At 74.8% G+C, this 13997-nt stretch carries 12 protein-coding genes; 6 read left to right on the forward strand and 6 right to left on the reverse strand.

What is annotated here, in order from left to right; translation table 11 throughout:
• Window positions 1-229: 229 nt before the first annotated feature.
• Window positions 230-760: a GNAT family N-acetyltransferase gene (locus tag ABZ807_RS00800; RefSeq protein WP_357151114.1), complete on the reverse strand. Its 531-nt coding sequence runs from the start codon at window positions 758-760 to the stop codon at window positions 230-232.
• A gap of 222 nt (window positions 761-982) precedes the next feature.
• Between ABZ807_RS00800 and ABZ807_RS00805 the strand changes: the two genes are divergently transcribed.
• From ABZ807_RS00805 to groL, 3 genes are all read left to right on the forward strand, one after another.
• The gene (locus tag ABZ807_RS00805; RefSeq protein WP_088960044.1) at window positions 983-1186 is read left to right on the forward strand and encodes a cold-shock protein; all 204 of its coding nucleotides are present in this window, start codon (window positions 983-985) and stop codon (window positions 1184-1186) included.
• Window positions 1187-1290: 104 nt separating this feature from the next.
• Window positions 1291-2343: a hypothetical protein gene (locus ABZ807_RS00810; protein WP_357151116.1), complete on the forward strand. Its 1053-nt coding sequence runs from the start codon at window positions 1291-1293 to the stop codon at window positions 2341-2343.
• A gap of 277 nt (window positions 2344-2620) precedes the next feature.
• Window positions 2621-4243 carry a chaperonin GroEL gene (groL, locus tag ABZ807_RS00815; RefSeq protein ID WP_357151118.1) on the forward strand — a complete coding sequence of 541 codons (1623 nt, stop codon included), beginning with the start codon at window positions 2621-2623 and terminating at the stop codon, window positions 4241-4243.
• A gap of 59 nt (window positions 4244-4302) precedes the next feature.
• On the opposite strand, the gene ABZ807_RS00820 is transcribed toward groL, so the two are convergent.
• The 3 genes from ABZ807_RS00820 to ABZ807_RS00830 form a co-directional block, all read right to left on the reverse strand.
• A complete protein-coding gene (locus ABZ807_RS00820; protein WP_357151120.1) occupies window positions 4303-4545 on the reverse strand; it encodes a hypothetical protein in 243 nt (80 codons plus the stop codon).
• A 162-nt stretch (window positions 4546-4707) separates the two neighbouring features.
• On the reverse strand, window positions 4708-5628 hold the full coding sequence (locus tag ABZ807_RS00825; RefSeq protein ID WP_357151122.1) for a GNAT family N-acetyltransferase: 921 nt from the start codon (window positions 5626-5628) through the stop codon (window positions 4708-4710).
• Window positions 5629-5675: 47 nt separating this feature from the next.
• Window positions 5676-8099 carry a S8 family serine peptidase gene (locus tag ABZ807_RS00830; protein ID WP_357151124.1) on the reverse strand — a complete coding sequence of 808 codons (2424 nt, stop codon included), beginning with the start codon at window positions 8097-8099 and terminating at the stop codon, window positions 5676-5678.
• A gap of 205 nt (window positions 8100-8304) precedes the next feature.
• Between ABZ807_RS00830 and ABZ807_RS00835 the strand changes: the two genes are divergently transcribed.
• The gene (locus tag ABZ807_RS00835) at window positions 8305-10122 is read left to right on the forward strand and encodes a glycerol-3-phosphate dehydrogenase/oxidase (RefSeq protein ID WP_357151464.1); all 1818 of its coding nucleotides are present in this window, start codon (window positions 8305-8307) and stop codon (window positions 10120-10122) included.
• Window positions 10123-10187: 65 nt separating this feature from the next.
• Here ABZ807_RS00835 and ABZ807_RS00840 read toward each other — a convergent pair whose 3' ends face one another.
• On the reverse strand, window positions 10188-11588 hold the full coding sequence (locus ABZ807_RS00840) for an FAD-linked oxidase C-terminal domain-containing protein (protein WP_357151126.1): 1401 nt from the start codon (window positions 11586-11588) through the stop codon (window positions 10188-10190).
• A 35-nt stretch (window positions 11589-11623) separates the two neighbouring features.
• Between ABZ807_RS00840 and ABZ807_RS00845 the strand changes: the two genes are divergently transcribed.
• Entirely contained in the window at window positions 11624-11896 is a 273-nt protein-coding gene (locus tag ABZ807_RS00845) for a DUF4031 domain-containing protein (protein WP_357151128.1), read from the forward strand.
• Window positions 11897-12023: 127 nt separating this feature from the next.
• Here ABZ807_RS00845 and ABZ807_RS00850 read toward each other — a convergent pair whose 3' ends face one another.
• Window positions 12024-12659, reverse strand: coding sequence for a metal-dependent phosphohydrolase (locus ABZ807_RS00850; RefSeq protein ID WP_357151130.1), 636 nt, complete (start codon window positions 12657-12659; stop codon window positions 12024-12026).
• 66 nt (window positions 12660-12725) lie between these two features.
• Here ABZ807_RS00850 and ABZ807_RS00855 point away from each other — a divergent pair, with 66 nt between their 5' ends.
• Entirely contained in the window at window positions 12726-13988 is a 1263-nt protein-coding gene (locus ABZ807_RS00855) for an FUSC family protein (protein WP_357151466.1), read from the forward strand.
• Window positions 13989-13997 lie beyond the last annotated feature (9 nt).

A 13997-nucleotide genomic window follows, 5' to 3' on the forward strand; every position in this document is an offset into this window, starting at 1 on the left:
GTCGAGGTCTGGGTTTCCGGGGGAGCCCACCCGCTCCAGGCGGTCAGGCTTGATCCTTCCGCGGGCGGGCTCCCCCGGAAACCCGTGCGGTGTGCGCTGGCGAGCGCCGCTGCCGGGGTCGGGGGTGTGTCTCACCGGGGTGCTGCCCTGCGTGATGGTTCTGATGGTCCGGGGCGGCAGTCCGGGGCGGCAGTCCGGGGTGCTGCCCGGTGTGCTGGCCCTCGGGTGGTCATGCGGGGCGGCGCATCTGGAGCTCGCGCAGGGCCGGGACGGTGGGGTGCGGCACGCGTACCCCGGTGTCGGTGAAGCCCAGCCGGCGGTAGGCGCGGTAGGCGCGCTCGTTGCCGACCACCACCTCCAGCATCAGCTCCGGCCGGCCGCACGCGCGCGACCAGGCGGCCACCCCGTCGATCAGTTCGCCGACCAGGCCGCTGCCCCGCCAGGCCGGGGTCACGTAGACGGCGTAGACGACGGTCAGGCCGGGCTCGTCCGGGGCGGCGATGCCGCCGGCGTGGCCGACCAGCCGGCCGCCGGGGTCGGCGACGAACTGCGCGGTGTGGTCGCCCCGGGAGACGTGGGCGATCCGGGCCGTGTAGTCGGCGTGCGGGCGGGCGGCGGCCTGGGCGACGGTCTCCAGGAACGCCAGCGGCGCGTCCGCGAGCATCTCCAGCCGCAGCGCCCGCATCCGGGCGGCGTCCTCGGGGCGTACCCGGCGGACGGTGGCTCTCCGGGCTTCCGACCGGGCCGGGGTAGCTGTCATGTCCGCATGCATACCGCAGCGACGACCACCGATGGGCGAACGGTCGGCGGAGCGCCGGAATATGCCCGATTTGGGGTCGTGCACGACCGTCACGCCTCGTGTAGCGTGCGATTTCGGTCACCGATTCAGCGGCCCTCACCGATCGCCGAAGCGGTGGTCCTCCGGTGCCGGTCCGCCGGCCTCCGGGGTCGTGGAACGCCGCGCAGAGTGAGGAAGTGCACCGTGGCACAGGGCACCGTGAAGTGGTTCAACGCCGAGAAGGGCTACGGCTTCATCGCCGTCGACGGCGGCCAGGACGTCTTCGTCCACTTCTCCGCCATCGAGATGGACGGCTACAAGGCGCTGGACGACGGCCAGCGGGTGGAGTTCGACATCGCCCAGGGCCAGAAGGGCCCGCAGGCCGAGCGGGTCCGCGTCATCGCCTGAGTCGGGCCCGGTCCCGCTCGCCGGTCGGCCCCCGTGCGGGGCAGCGGCGCGGGCGGGCGCCAGGGAAGATCATGGGCCGATCCCGCCGTCACTGAGGAGGGTCCATGTCCGACCAGTCCCCGTCGGGTCCGCCCGAACCCGGTCCCGTCGGTCCGCCCGCGCCGACCGGCCCGGTCGAGCCCGCCGGTCCGCACCAGGGCTGGGTCTTCCCGCCCACCGGCGGGTTCCCGCCCGGCTCCGGCCCGCACGCCGGCTTCCCTCCGGGCTACCCGCCGTACGGCGGTCACCTCCCGTACGGCTGGCCGGCCGCCGGCGGGTGGGACCCGGCCGACCCGCTGGTGAACCCGCCGTACGCCGGCGTCAACGGCTGGTTCGCCCGGTGCGCCGGGGCGCTGCGCCGCAGCTGGCGCACGTTGCTGCCGGTCATGCTGCTCACCCAGGCCCTCCCCGCCGCGGTGATCTCGATCATCAGCCTCGGGCTGGACCCGACGCCGCGGCTGGAGTCGAGGCCCGCGGACGGTTCGCTGCCCGAGGGCTACCTGGGCGACCTCGTCACGTTCGGGGCCTGGATGCTGGTCGCCAGCCTGCTCCTCCTCGTGGTGCAGAGCGTGGGCTGGGCGGCGGGGACGTGGGTGCTCACCCGGCAGGCGGCCGGTGTCCCGGCCGACCTCGGCGGCGCGCTGCGCTACGGCCTGCGCCGGGCGCCGGGCCTGTACGCCTGGAGCCTGCTGATGGGTGTGATCCTCACGGTCGGTTTCGCCTTCTGCGTGCTGCCCGGCGTCTACCTCGCCTTCGCGCTCGCCCTGGCCGGACCGGTCTATCTCTTCGAGCGGCAGAACCCGATCGGCCGCTCGTTCCGCTTCTTCCACGACCGGCTCGGCATGGTGCTGGGCCGGGTCGCGCTGGTGGCGGTGGCGGTCGTCCTCGGCAGCGTGGTCGGCGCGGTGCTGGAGGTCGTGGGCAAGGCGCCGCTGGGCACCGACCCGTTCGCGGCGCCGGGCTCCACGGTGGGCGCCGTCGCGGTGGTCGTGGTGACCGCCGTGCTGGTCGTCCCGGTCTACCTGGTGCAGCTGGTCGGGCTGGTCGTGACCTACGCCGAGCAGCGGGCCCACGAGGCTCCGGTGAACGTCGCGCGACTGGCGACGGAACTCGGCTGACCGGCCCGATCGTGCTTGCACTCGACAGGGGAGAGTGCTAAACAAGTCATTGGCACTCGCATACCGTGAGTGCCAATGGTCGGGGCGGTAGGGCCACGGCCGCACGGGCGTCTCGATGGCGCCGGGGCGGCACATGGCCGGTCGTCGCGGGCTGTCCGGCCCGGCCGAAGGACGTCGTCGTCGCCAGGTGGCGACGTCCCAAGGTGCGTACACCAGGCGGCCCATCCGGGGCACAAAAACTCGGGTGGCCCGTGAGTGTCCAGGAGGACAACGCCGTATGGCCAAGATGATCGCGTTCGACGAAGAGGCGCGCCGCGGCCTCGAGCGGGGCATGAACCAGCTCGCCGACGCCGTGAAGGTGACGCTCGGCCCCAAGGGCCGCAACGTCGTGCTCGAGAAGAAGTGGGGTGCCCCCACCATCACCAACGATGGTGTGAGCATCGCCAAGGAGATCGAGCTCGAGGACCCCTACGAGAAGATCGGCGCCGAGCTGGTCAAGGAGGTCGCCAAGAAGACCGACGACGTGGCCGGTGACGGCACGACGACGGCGACCGTCCTGGCCCAGGCCCTGGTCCGCGAGGGCCTGCGCAACGTGGCCGCCGGCGCCAACCCGATGGCCCTGAAGCGGGGCATCGAGGCCGCCGTGGCCAGCGTTTCGGAGGAGCTGCTCAAGCTCGCCAAGGACGTGGAGACCAAGGAGCAGATCGCCTCCACCGCCTCCATCTCTGCCGGTGACAACACCGTCGGCGAGATCATCGCCGAGGCGATGGACAAGGTCGGCAAGGAAGGCGTCATCACCGTCGAGGAGAGCAACACCTTCGGCCTGGAGCTCGAGCTCACCGAGGGTATGCGCTTCGACAAGGGCTACGTCTCCGCGTACTTCATGACCGACCCGGAGCGCATGGAGGCCGTCTTCGACGACCCCTACCTCCTGATCGTCAACAGCAAGATCGCGTCCGTGAAGGACCTGCTCCCGATCCTGGAGAAGGTCATGCAGTCGGGCAAGCCGCTGCTGATCATCGCCGAGGACATCGAGGGCGAGGCCCTGGCGACCCTGGTCGTCAACAAGGTCCGGGGCACCTTCAAGTCGGTCGCCGTCAAGGCGCCGGGCTTCGGTGACCGCCGCAAGGCCATGCTGGCCGACATCGCCATCCTCACCGGTGGCCAGGTCATCAGCGAGGAGGTCGGCCTCAAGCTGGACGCCGTCGGCCTCGACATGCTGGGCCGCGCCCGCAAGGTCGTGGTGACCAAGGACGAGACCACCATCGTCGACGGTGCCGGCGACGCCGAGCAGATCCAGGGTCGGGTCAACCAGATCCGGGCCGAGATCGACAAGAGCGACTCTGACTACGACCGCGAGAAGCTGCAGGAGCGGCTGGCCAAGCTGGCCGGCGGCGTTGCGGTGATCAAGGTCGGCGCGGCCACCGAGGTCGAGCTCAAGGAGCGCAAGCACCGCATCGAGGACGCCGTCCGCAACGCGAAGGCCGCCGTCGAGGAGGGCATCGTCCCGGGTGGTGGCGTCGCGCTGGTGCAGGCCGGCAAGTCTGCCTTCGACAAGCTGGACCTGACCGGCGACGAGGCCACCGGTGCGCAGATCGTCAAGATCGCGCTGGACGCCCCGCTGCGGCAGATCGCCGTCAACGCCGGCCTCGAGGGTGGCGTGGTCGTCGAGCGCGTCCGCAACATCGAGGCGGGTCACGGCCTCAACGCCGCGACCGGCGAGTACGTGGACCTGCTGGCCGCCGGCATCATCGACCCGGCCAAGGTGACCCGGTCGGCGCTGCAGAACGCCGCCTCGATCGCGGCGCTCTTCCTCACCACCGAGGCCGTCGTGGCGGACAAGCCGGAGAAGACCCCGGCCGCCCCGGCTGGTCCGGGTGGCGGGGACATGGACTTCTGAGTCCAGCTCCGAACGCCGAAAGGGGCGGGCCGCGCGAGCGGTCCGCCCCTTTCCGTCGGTCAGGGCAGGGTGTGCTGGTTACGCCGCTTCTGCGCCCGGTCGTACGGCGGGCGGACGGCGACCGGCTCGTCCACCACGGTCACCGGGTCGTCGGCCTCCGACTCGTCGACCCCGGCCATCTCGACGAGCTGCTCGGCGTCGCCGTAGTCCCGCCGGTCGAACGGCACTCCGATGGGCGGGTCACCGACCGGTGTCCAGGTGTGGGGCACCGCGTCGTCGGTCTGTTCGTTGTCCGTGGTCATGGCCGCCTCCTCTACCAAAACGGTAGGGGGCGTCGATCACTCACGTGGGCGAATGGCATTATCAGGGTCTATATCCTATTCGCCCGGTTGTCGATCCGTCCCGGGTCCGGCAGCGTCCGGCAGGATCGTCAGAGCGTCCGGCGGTGCCGGTCAGAGCGGGCCTCAGAGCGTCCGGCGGTACAGGAAGAAGACCCGCTCGATCCGCGCGCCCGCGCTGCCGGCGTAGAACGGCACCGGCCCCACCCAGCCGATCTGCGCCGCCGGGATCCCGGCCTCGTGCTGGTCGCGCAGGCAGCGGCGCAGCAGCACCCCGCCGATGCCCGAACCCTCCGCCGCCGGCGCGGTGCCCATCGGGCCGAACCAGCTCGGCCGGGACGAACCCCAGGCCGCGAAGCCGATGATCTCCCCGGCCCGCTCCGCGAGGTGGCAGCCCGCGCCGTCGCGGCCGACCGAGCCGGCCAGCTCGCCGTCCCAGGCGCCGCCGAAGGTGGACCGGGCGAAGCCGGCCAGCGCCGGCAGGTCCGCCGGCTCCGCCCGGCGTATTGACACGCCCTGGCTGGCCAGCCGGGCCTCCGCCGGCTCCGTCGTGCGCAGCGCCGGTGATCCGTCGTACGACAGGTCGGCGGTCATGTTCCACCCGGTCCGGTCCTGCCGGTAGCCGAGCGCCAGCGCCAGGCAGACCGCCGGGGTGTACCGCACGTCGATGCCCGGCCAGGCGTAGTACGGCGGGTTCCCGGCCAGCAGCAGCTCGGCCGCGCCGAGACCGGCGAGTCGCCGTTCCGCCTCGGCGACCAGGGCCCGGCCGACACCCCGGCGACGCCGCTGCGGCGCGACCGCGATCAGGTCGACGTGCCCGAGCCGCGGGTCCGCCGCCGAAACCGATCCGATCAGCACCCCGACCAGTTCGTCCCCCGCGTACGCCCCGAGCGGCAGCACCGTCCGGTCCGCCGCCGCCCGGGGCCAGAGGGCGGTCACCACGGACTCCGCCTCGGCGGCGTCCTCGGGCAGGTCGAGCGCGCGGCCGCAGAACGCGACCACGGCGGGAACCCGGTCGGCGGGCAGATCGGCGAGGATGAACTCCATGGTGGCCGACCCTAGATCAACCACCACGGGTCGGCGCAAGACCCCGCTCAGCCGGCCCGGGCCGCCCGCACCGCCGCGTACGCGTCGACGATGCCGGCGCCGTCGATGCGCTCCTCCGCGCCGCAGGTGTCCTGCGGAGCATGCGAGGGGTAGTTCGTCGAAGCCGGCTTCGCCGTCTCCCGCAGGATCCGCCGCGTGCGCTCCAGGTCGCCGACGAGCGCCGGGTTCGCCGACCACATCAGCGCCACCACGCCCGCCACCTGCGGCGTCGCCATCGAGGTCCCGTCCAGGGTGGCGTAGCCGCCGCCGGGCATCGCGGAGAGCACGCCCGCGCCCGGGGCGACCAGGTCCGGTTTGGCGGCTCCGCCGGGGGCCGGGCCACGGCTCGAGAACCGGGTGACCAGCCTCCTGTTGTCCACCGCGCCGACGGTCACCACGTCCGGGTACGGCGCGGGCGGGTCGGCGATCGAGCCGCAGTACGGGCCGGTGTTGCCGGCGGCAGCCACCACGAGGATGCCGGCGGCGGCCAGCGCCCCGGTGGCGGGGCGCAGCACCCCGACGTCACAGCCCTCGATCGGTGGGCAGCCCCAGGAGTTGGTCAGCACGTCCGGTGCCCGCGCCGGCCGGCCGTCGGTGAAAGGGTCGCCGCCGGGCGGGAAGGGGGCCAGCATGAACTGGAGACAGTCCAGGTAGCGCGCGGGGCTGCCGAGGTTGCGGGCGAGGTTGACGCAGCCCACCCAGCGCGCGTCCGGGGCCACCCCGACGCCGTCCCGACCCACCGCGCTGCCCACCGTGTGGGTGCCGTGCCCGTTGGCGTCGTTCGGGGTGCGGGTGTGGTCCCACGGGTCGTACCAGGAGTCGTCGCCGCCCCGGAAGCCGTCGGCGAGCGCCGGGTGGTGGCCGTCCACGCCCGAGTCCGAGCTGCCGACCACCACCCCCGAACCGGTCACTCCCAGCTCCGACCAGACCCGGTCGGCGCCGATCATCCGGATGTTCCAGGCCGGACCGGCGGGCGCCGGCGCGTCCCCGTGGGTGGTCGGCGCGGAAGCGGGCAGCGGGCGTACCCGCTGGCTGACCAGCACCCGGGACACCTCGGGGCGGCCGGAGAGCCAGGCCCGCACCGCCGGGCCGCCGTCGGTCTCGATCGCGTTGACCAGGTAGTAGGGGGTCGGGCGCAGGCGCAACCGGGTCAGCTCCCGGCGCAGGTCGCCCTGGGTCCGCTCGGCGGTGGCGACCAGCCGGCGGTATACCTCGACGGCGCGCGCGTCACGACCGGCCCGGCCCGGCGTACCGGCCGGGATGCCGGCGAGGTCGGCCTGCTCGCGTAGCACCACCAGCAGCCGGTCGCCGTGCAGCCCGGGCTGTCCGGGGACCACGTCGACCACCCCGACCGCGACCAGCAGTACGCCGGCGACCAGCGCGGCCACCCGCCGGCTCGGCGTGACCCCCCGGGGTCGGGCGAGCAGGACGCCGTACCCGACGGCGAGCAGTACCGCGACGGCGAGCCCGGCGACCGCGGCGGCCGCCACCCAGAACGGCACGTCGCGGCTGGTGGTCAGGAGGACCGAGATCTCCTCCGGGTCGGCGAAGGCGAGCGGGCCGAACAGCGCGAGCCCGACCAGCCAGCGGGCGGGTCCGGCGACCGGGGTGCCGGTCCGGCGGGTCGCCGCGTACAGGGCGGCGAGCGTGAAGGCGACCGGCGGCACGCCGAGCAGGGCGGGCAGTTGGGCCCCGGAGTGCCCGGTGCCGGCGGCGAGCAGCAGCAGGGTCACCCCGCAGGCCAGGCCGCCGACCAGCACCAGCCGGGCCGGGCGGGGTGGCTCGCCGCCGCCGAGGGGGGACCAGAACCGCCGGTCGAGCAGCACCCCGGCCAGCGCGCCCACCGCCGCGGCGGCGAGCGCGGCGAGCACGGTCTCCAGCAGCCCGCCCAGCGCGCCGAGCCAGGCCCAGGGGAGCAGCAGCGCCAGCCCGGCGGCCACCGCGAGCAGGGTGACCGGATCCGGCCGGCGGCCGCCCGGCGCGTCCGGGGTGTCGCCGGGGATGCGGCGTCGGTCCGGCAGCCGGGCGGCGACCAGCGCCAGCACGGCGGCGGTGGCGGCCAGCGCGGCCAGGTAGAGCTCGTGGTGCACGGGCGGGAGCGCCCGCAGCGCGCCGAGCGCGCCGAACGCGAGCACCCCGGCCAGCCAGGCCCGGCCGGTGGCCCGGACCGCCGCGGACCGGGGCAGCAGCGCCACCAGCAGGGCCGGCAGGCCCACCAGCAGGACGGTGGCCAGGGAGACCGCCGGCCAGATCCAGGGCCACCGGTGCAGCCCGCTGGCCAGCAGCACCTGGTCGACGGACCAGCCGACGACCTGGAGCAGCACGGTGGCCGCCACCGTCCAGCCGCCCGCCAGCACGGCCGCCACCACCGCCCAGGGGTTGGCGGACCGGCCGGTCCCGTCGCTTCCGGTGAGAGGTGGCTCGGCCCGCATCTGGAAACAGTACGACGCCCGGCCCGCTCCCCGGCGTCTGTACCGTCCCGGCGTGCCCGGATCCGGCTTTTCGCTGCCCGGTCCGTGGGCGGGGCCCGGGCCGGTGCCGGACGGTGGGTGATCCGGCCGCTCCCGGCCCGGGCGGGGGCGGGGCCTGCTGCCCGGGACCCCGGGCGGTTACGGTGGACGGGTGCGCGACCCCAACGTGACCAGATCCGCCGCCGGCCAGCTCTCCCCGGAGCGCCGCGCCGCGGACCTGCGCCGGCTCCGGTCCGAACGGTTCGACGTGCTGGTCATCGGCGGTGGCGTGACCGGGGCGGGCGCCGCGCTGGACGCCGCCTCCCGAGGGCTCAAGGTGGCCCTGGTGGAGGCCCGCGACTACGCCGCCGGCACCTCCAGCCGGTCCAGCAAGTTGATCCACGGCGGCCTGCGCTACCTGGAGCAGTTGGAGTTCCACCTGGTCCACGAGGCGCTGACCGAGCGTGGCCTGCTCGCCACCCGGCTCGCCCCGCACCTGGTCCGGCCGGTGCCGTTCCTGGTGCCGCTGCCCGCCGGTCGGGGGCTGCGCGACCTGCCGGCCCGGGCCTTGCGCCGCTCCTACTACGGGGCCGGCGTGGCGGCCTACGACGCCTTTGCCGGTGTCTTCGGCGGTGGGCGGGGGATGCCGCTGCACCGGCACCTGACCCGGGAGGGCGCCCGCCGGATCTTCCCCAGCCTGCGGTCCGACTCGCTGGCCGGCGCCATCCGCTACTACGACGGCCAGGTCGACGACGCCCGGCTGGTGGTGACGCTGGCCCGCACCGCGGCCAGCCTCGGTGCGACCGTGGTGAGCAGCGCCCGCGCGGTCGGGCTGATCCGGCAGGCCCGTGAGGTGACCGGGGTCCGGGTCCGCGACCTGGAGGCGCCCGCCGGTTCCCCGGACGCCGAATTCGAGGTACGCGCGCGCACCGTCATCGGCGCCACCGGCGTGTGGAGCGACGACATGTCGCGGATGCTCAACGACGTCGGGTTGCGCCCCGGCATCCGGGTGCGGGCCTCCAAGGGCGTGCACCTGGTCGTCCCCCGCTCGGCGATCACCGGCGAAACCGGGCTGATCCTGCGGACGGCCACCAGTGTGCTCTTCGTCATCCCCTGGGGCGGGCACTGGATCATCGGCACCACGGACACCGACTGGCGGCTGGACCGGTCCCACCCGGCCGCCTCCGCCCGCGACATCCAGTACCTGCTCGACCAGGTCAACACGGTGCTCGACCGGCCGCTGTCCACGGCGGACATCGAGGGCGTCTACGCCGGGCTGCGTCCGCTGCTCGCCGGCGAGGCCGACTCCACCTCCAAGCTCTCCCGCGAGCACGCCGTCTTCGAGCCGATGCTGGGGCTGCTCCTGGTCGCGGGCGGCAAGTACACGACGTACCGGGTGATGGCCTCCGACGTGGTGGACCGGGCGGTCCGCCGGCTCGGGGGCGGCCGCGCCTCGCGCACCGCCGACCTGCCGCTGCTCGGCGCCGACGGGTACGCGGCCATGTGGCGGGACCGGGCCGACCTGGCCCGCCGGCACGGGGTGCCGGTCGGCGTGGTCGAGCACCTGCTGGAGCGCTACGGCACGCTGACCCGGGAGCTGCTGGCCCTGGTCGACGCCGATCCGCTGCTCGCCTCGCCGCTGGCCGGCGCCCCGGAGTACCTGGCCGCCGAGGTGACGTACGCGGCCCGCGCCGAGGGGGCGCTGCACCTGGAGGACGTGCTGACCCGGCGTACCCGGATCTCCTTCGAGACCCCCCACCGGGGCCTGGAGTCGGCCGGGCACACCGCGGAGCTGATGGGCGCGGTGCTCGGCTGGGACGCGGCCACCCGCGAGCGCGAGATCGCCCACTACCGGGCCCGGGTCGAGGCGGAGCGGGAGTCCCAGCTGATGCCGGACGACGCGACCGCCGACGCGGCCCGCCTCGGCGCGCCGGACGTGCGGGGATTCGCCGCCGACCGGGGCGTGGACGGGGACAGCGCCGGGTTGCCCACCTCGTCCCGCTGACCGATCGGGGCCGAACGCACACCCGTCGATGGCCGTACGGTCGGCGGCGGCTGAGCGCCGGGGCCTCAGAGCACCTTGCCCGGGTTGAGCAGCCCGGTCGGGTCCAGCGCCGCCTTGATCGCCTGGTGCACCCGGACCCCGACCGGGCCGATCTCCCTGGCCAGCCAGTCCCGCTTGAGCAGCCCCACGCCGTGCTCGCCGGTGCAGGTGCCGCCGAGGTCCAGGCCCAGCCGCATGATCTCGTCGAAGGCCCGCCGGCCCCGCTCCAGGCTGGCCGGGTCGGCCCGGTCCACCACGATGTTCGGGTGCATGTTGCCGTCCCCGGCGTGCCCGACCACGCCGATCGGCACGTCGCACTCGTCGGCGATCCGGGCCACCCCGTCGAGCAGCGCCGCGAGCGAGCCGCGCGGCACCGCCACGTCGTCGATCACCAGACCGCCGTTGCCGCCGGGGAAGGCGTCCGCGGCGAACTTCTCCATCGCCGGGTGCGCCAGCCGGCGCGCCTGGAGCAGCGCCGCCGCCTCCACCGCGTCGGTGGCCGCGTACACCTCCTCGGCGCCGGCGGCCTCGCAGACCTCGGCCAGCCGGGCCAGGTCGTCCGCGGCCCGGGCGCCGGTGTCCGCGGCGGCCAGCAGCAGCGCCTGCGCGTCGGTCCGCAGCCCCATCGGCCGGTACGCCTCGATCGCCCGCAGGTGGGTCCGGTCGAGCAGTTCCAGCAGGCTGGGGGTGAGCCCCTGGGCGGCGATCTGGGCCACCGCTGTGCCTGCCTCGGCGGTCGAGCCGAAGACCGCCACCATGGTCAGCGACTCCTCGGGCGCCGGGCGCAGCGACACGGTGATCTCGGTGAGCACCCCGAGGGTGCCCTCCGAGCCGACGAAGAGCCGGGTCAGGTCGTACCCGGCGACGCCCTTGGCGGTGCGCCGGCCGGTGCGCAGCACCTCGCCGGAGGCGAGCACCACCTCCAGGCCGAGCACGTACTCGGTGGTCACGCCGTACTTGACGCAGCACATGCCGCCGGCGTTGGTGGAGACGTTGCCGCCGATGGTGGAGGACTCCCAGGAGCCCGGGTCCGGCGGGTAGTAGAGCCCGCGCTTCGCCACCGCCGCCGCCAGCGTCGCGTTGACCACCCCGGGCTGCACCACGGCGATCCGGCTGACCGGGTCGATCTCCAGGATCGCGTCCATCGCCACCGTGCTGAGCACCACCGCGCCGTCGACCGCGTTCGCGGCGCCGGCCAGGCCGGTCCGCGCGCCCTGCGGCACCACCGGTACGCCGTGCCGGGCGGCGGCCCGGACCACCGCCACCACCCCCGCGGTGTCGCGTGGCCGGGTCACCACCAGCGGCGTACCGGCCGGGCAGAGGTCCGCCTCGTCGCGCTGGTGCATCCGGAGCAGATCGGGGTCGGTGAGGACGGCGTCGTCGCCGAGCGCCGCACGGAGGTCGTCGAGGAGGGGGGATCCGGTCATGCGGGAGAGGCTAACCGGCGGCTAGATTGGCCGCCATGCTGTACCTTGACCGGCCCGCCTGGCCGTGGCGGGGACGGCTCTGGTCCCACCTGATCAGCGACGTCTCCCCCGCCGAACTGCACGTCTTCGCCGAGGCGCTGGGCGCCCCCCGGCGCGGCTTCGACCGCGACCACTACGACATCCCCGCCGAACGCTTCACCGTCGCCGTCTGGCTCGGCGCCCGGGTGGTCCCCAGCCGCGAGCTGGTACGCCTGCTCCGCGACGCCGGCCTCCGCCGGCCGAAACACCTGACCCGCCCCGCCCGCTGACGCTCCCGCCCGCCGCTGGCCGTGTGGTCGCCGTTCGCGGCGTGGCGCGGGTCCGGCGGCGGGGAGACCGCGACCTGCCGCACCACGGGTGGATCATCGGGCGGCCCGTGCGAGCGGGCGCGCGGCGTCAGCGGAGGGCGGTGAGTTCGCGAGTGAGGTTGGCGCGGGCGCGGTCGGTCCAGCGGGCCGCCAGCGGCGGAAGGCGGTAGAGGGCGGGCAGGGCCAGCAGGGCGTCCAGCACCCGGGCGCGGGCGGCCCGGAAGTCCGGCTCCGGCACGTGCGCGTACTCCCCGCGGATCGCGGCGGCGTACGCGTCGTACTCAGCAGGCGGCGCGGCCAGGACGGCGAGGTCGGCGTCGCAGAGCAGCCCGCCGTCGCGGTCGCCGGCGGCGGTGGCGTGCCCGGCGGTGAGCAGGACCAGCCGGCGGACCTCGGCCACCGCGGCGGCCGGCAGCCGCAGCCCGGCCAGCAGCGCGCCGGCCAGCGCGGCGCTGTCCCGCTCGTTGGCCTCGCCGGTCGCGCGGGGGTCGTAGACCGCGTCGTGGCACCAGGCGGCGAGCCGCACGAGGTCCGGCCGGTCGGCCAGCTCCGCGTACGCGTCGACGACGTCCAGCACGGCGGTCAGGTGCCGCACGGTGTGGTACCGCCGCTGCGGCTCCCGCCAGCGGGCCAGCAGCTCCTCCCCGGCCCCGGCCAGCGCCGGGCTGTCGGGGGCACCGGCGTCCCGCGCGGCCGACCGCCAGCGGTCGATCAGCTCCGTCACCCCGTCGAGTCTGCCCGAGCAGGCGGGGATGAACCGCGCCGGTACGGGTAGTCCCGGGCCATGGCCGTGGCCCGGGACCGACGATCGTCGCTGATACGCCGGATCGGGCTGCGCGACGGTGCCTCCGACGTCGACTCCGCCCGCATCGCCGACGCGGTGGAGGAGCTGCGCCGGCGCAGCCGGGCCACCCTGCACGACCGGCTGCACCGGGTCTGGATGACCACGGGCCTCGCCGTCCAGGCGGGGCTCGCCGCCGCGCTGTCCTGGATCGTCTCGCACGAATTCCTGCACAACGCGCAGCCGGTCTTCGCGCCGATCTCGGCGGTCGGCACGCTGGCCGCCTCGGTCGGGCAGCGGCTGCGCCGCACGGTGGAGCTGATCGTCGGGGTGGCGGTCGGGGTGTTCCTCGGCGACGGCCTGATCTACCTCCTCGGCACCGGCGGATGGCAGCTCGGGCTGGTGGTGACCCTGGCCATCCTGTTGACCATCTTCTTCGGCGGCAGCGTGGCCATCGTGATCCAGGCGGCGGCCACCGCGGTGCTGATCGTCACGCTCAGCCCCTCCACCAAGAACCTGGAGATACCCCGGTTCGTCGACGCGGCCGTCGGCGGTGGCATCGCGCTGCTGGTGACGGCGATCCTGCTGCCACTCAACCCGCTGCGGGTGATCAACCGGGCCGCTCGGCCGGCGCTCGACCTGCTCGCCGGCCAGCTCGACATCGCCGCCGAGGCGCTGCGCAACCGGGATCGCGGCACCGCCCAACGGGCCCTGGAACGGCTCCGTGAGAACAAGGAGGAGCTGAACACCTTCACCGAGGCGATCGAGGGCGCGAAGGAGACCAGCACCCTCTCCCCGGCCCGCTGGCACCGGCGCAACGAGCTGGTCCACTACGCGGACGCCGCCGACCCGATCGACCGGGCGATGCGCAACAGCGGCACGCTCATCCGGCGGTCGGTCACCCTGATCGAGGACGAGGAGCCGATCCCGGAGCCGATGCCGGACGCCGTGGCCCACCTCGCCGAGTCGGTACGCCTGCTCCGGCACGAGTTCGCCGTCGGCGAGGAGCCGGCGAAGGCCCGGGAACGCTCGCTGCGGGCGGTCAGCGAGGCCGGCCGGGCCTACGCGCAGGGCGTCGGCTTCTCCGGCAGCGTGGTGATCGCCCAGGTGCGTACCACCGCCAGCGACCTTCTGGTGGCCTCCGGCCTCGAACAGGAGGAGGCGAACCGGCTGGTCCGGAAGTCCTTCGGCGACCAGGAGAAGCCGGTCGGGGAGCCGGCCGAGCGCGTCGGCGCCCGGCAGCAGCCCCCCAGCGCCCCGCCGGTGGGCTGAGCCGCCCGC

The organism is Micromonospora sp. NPDC047548 (assembly GCF_040642975.1).
Taxonomy (GTDB): Bacteria; Actinomycetota; Actinomycetes; order Mycobacteriales; family Micromonosporaceae; genus Micromonospora.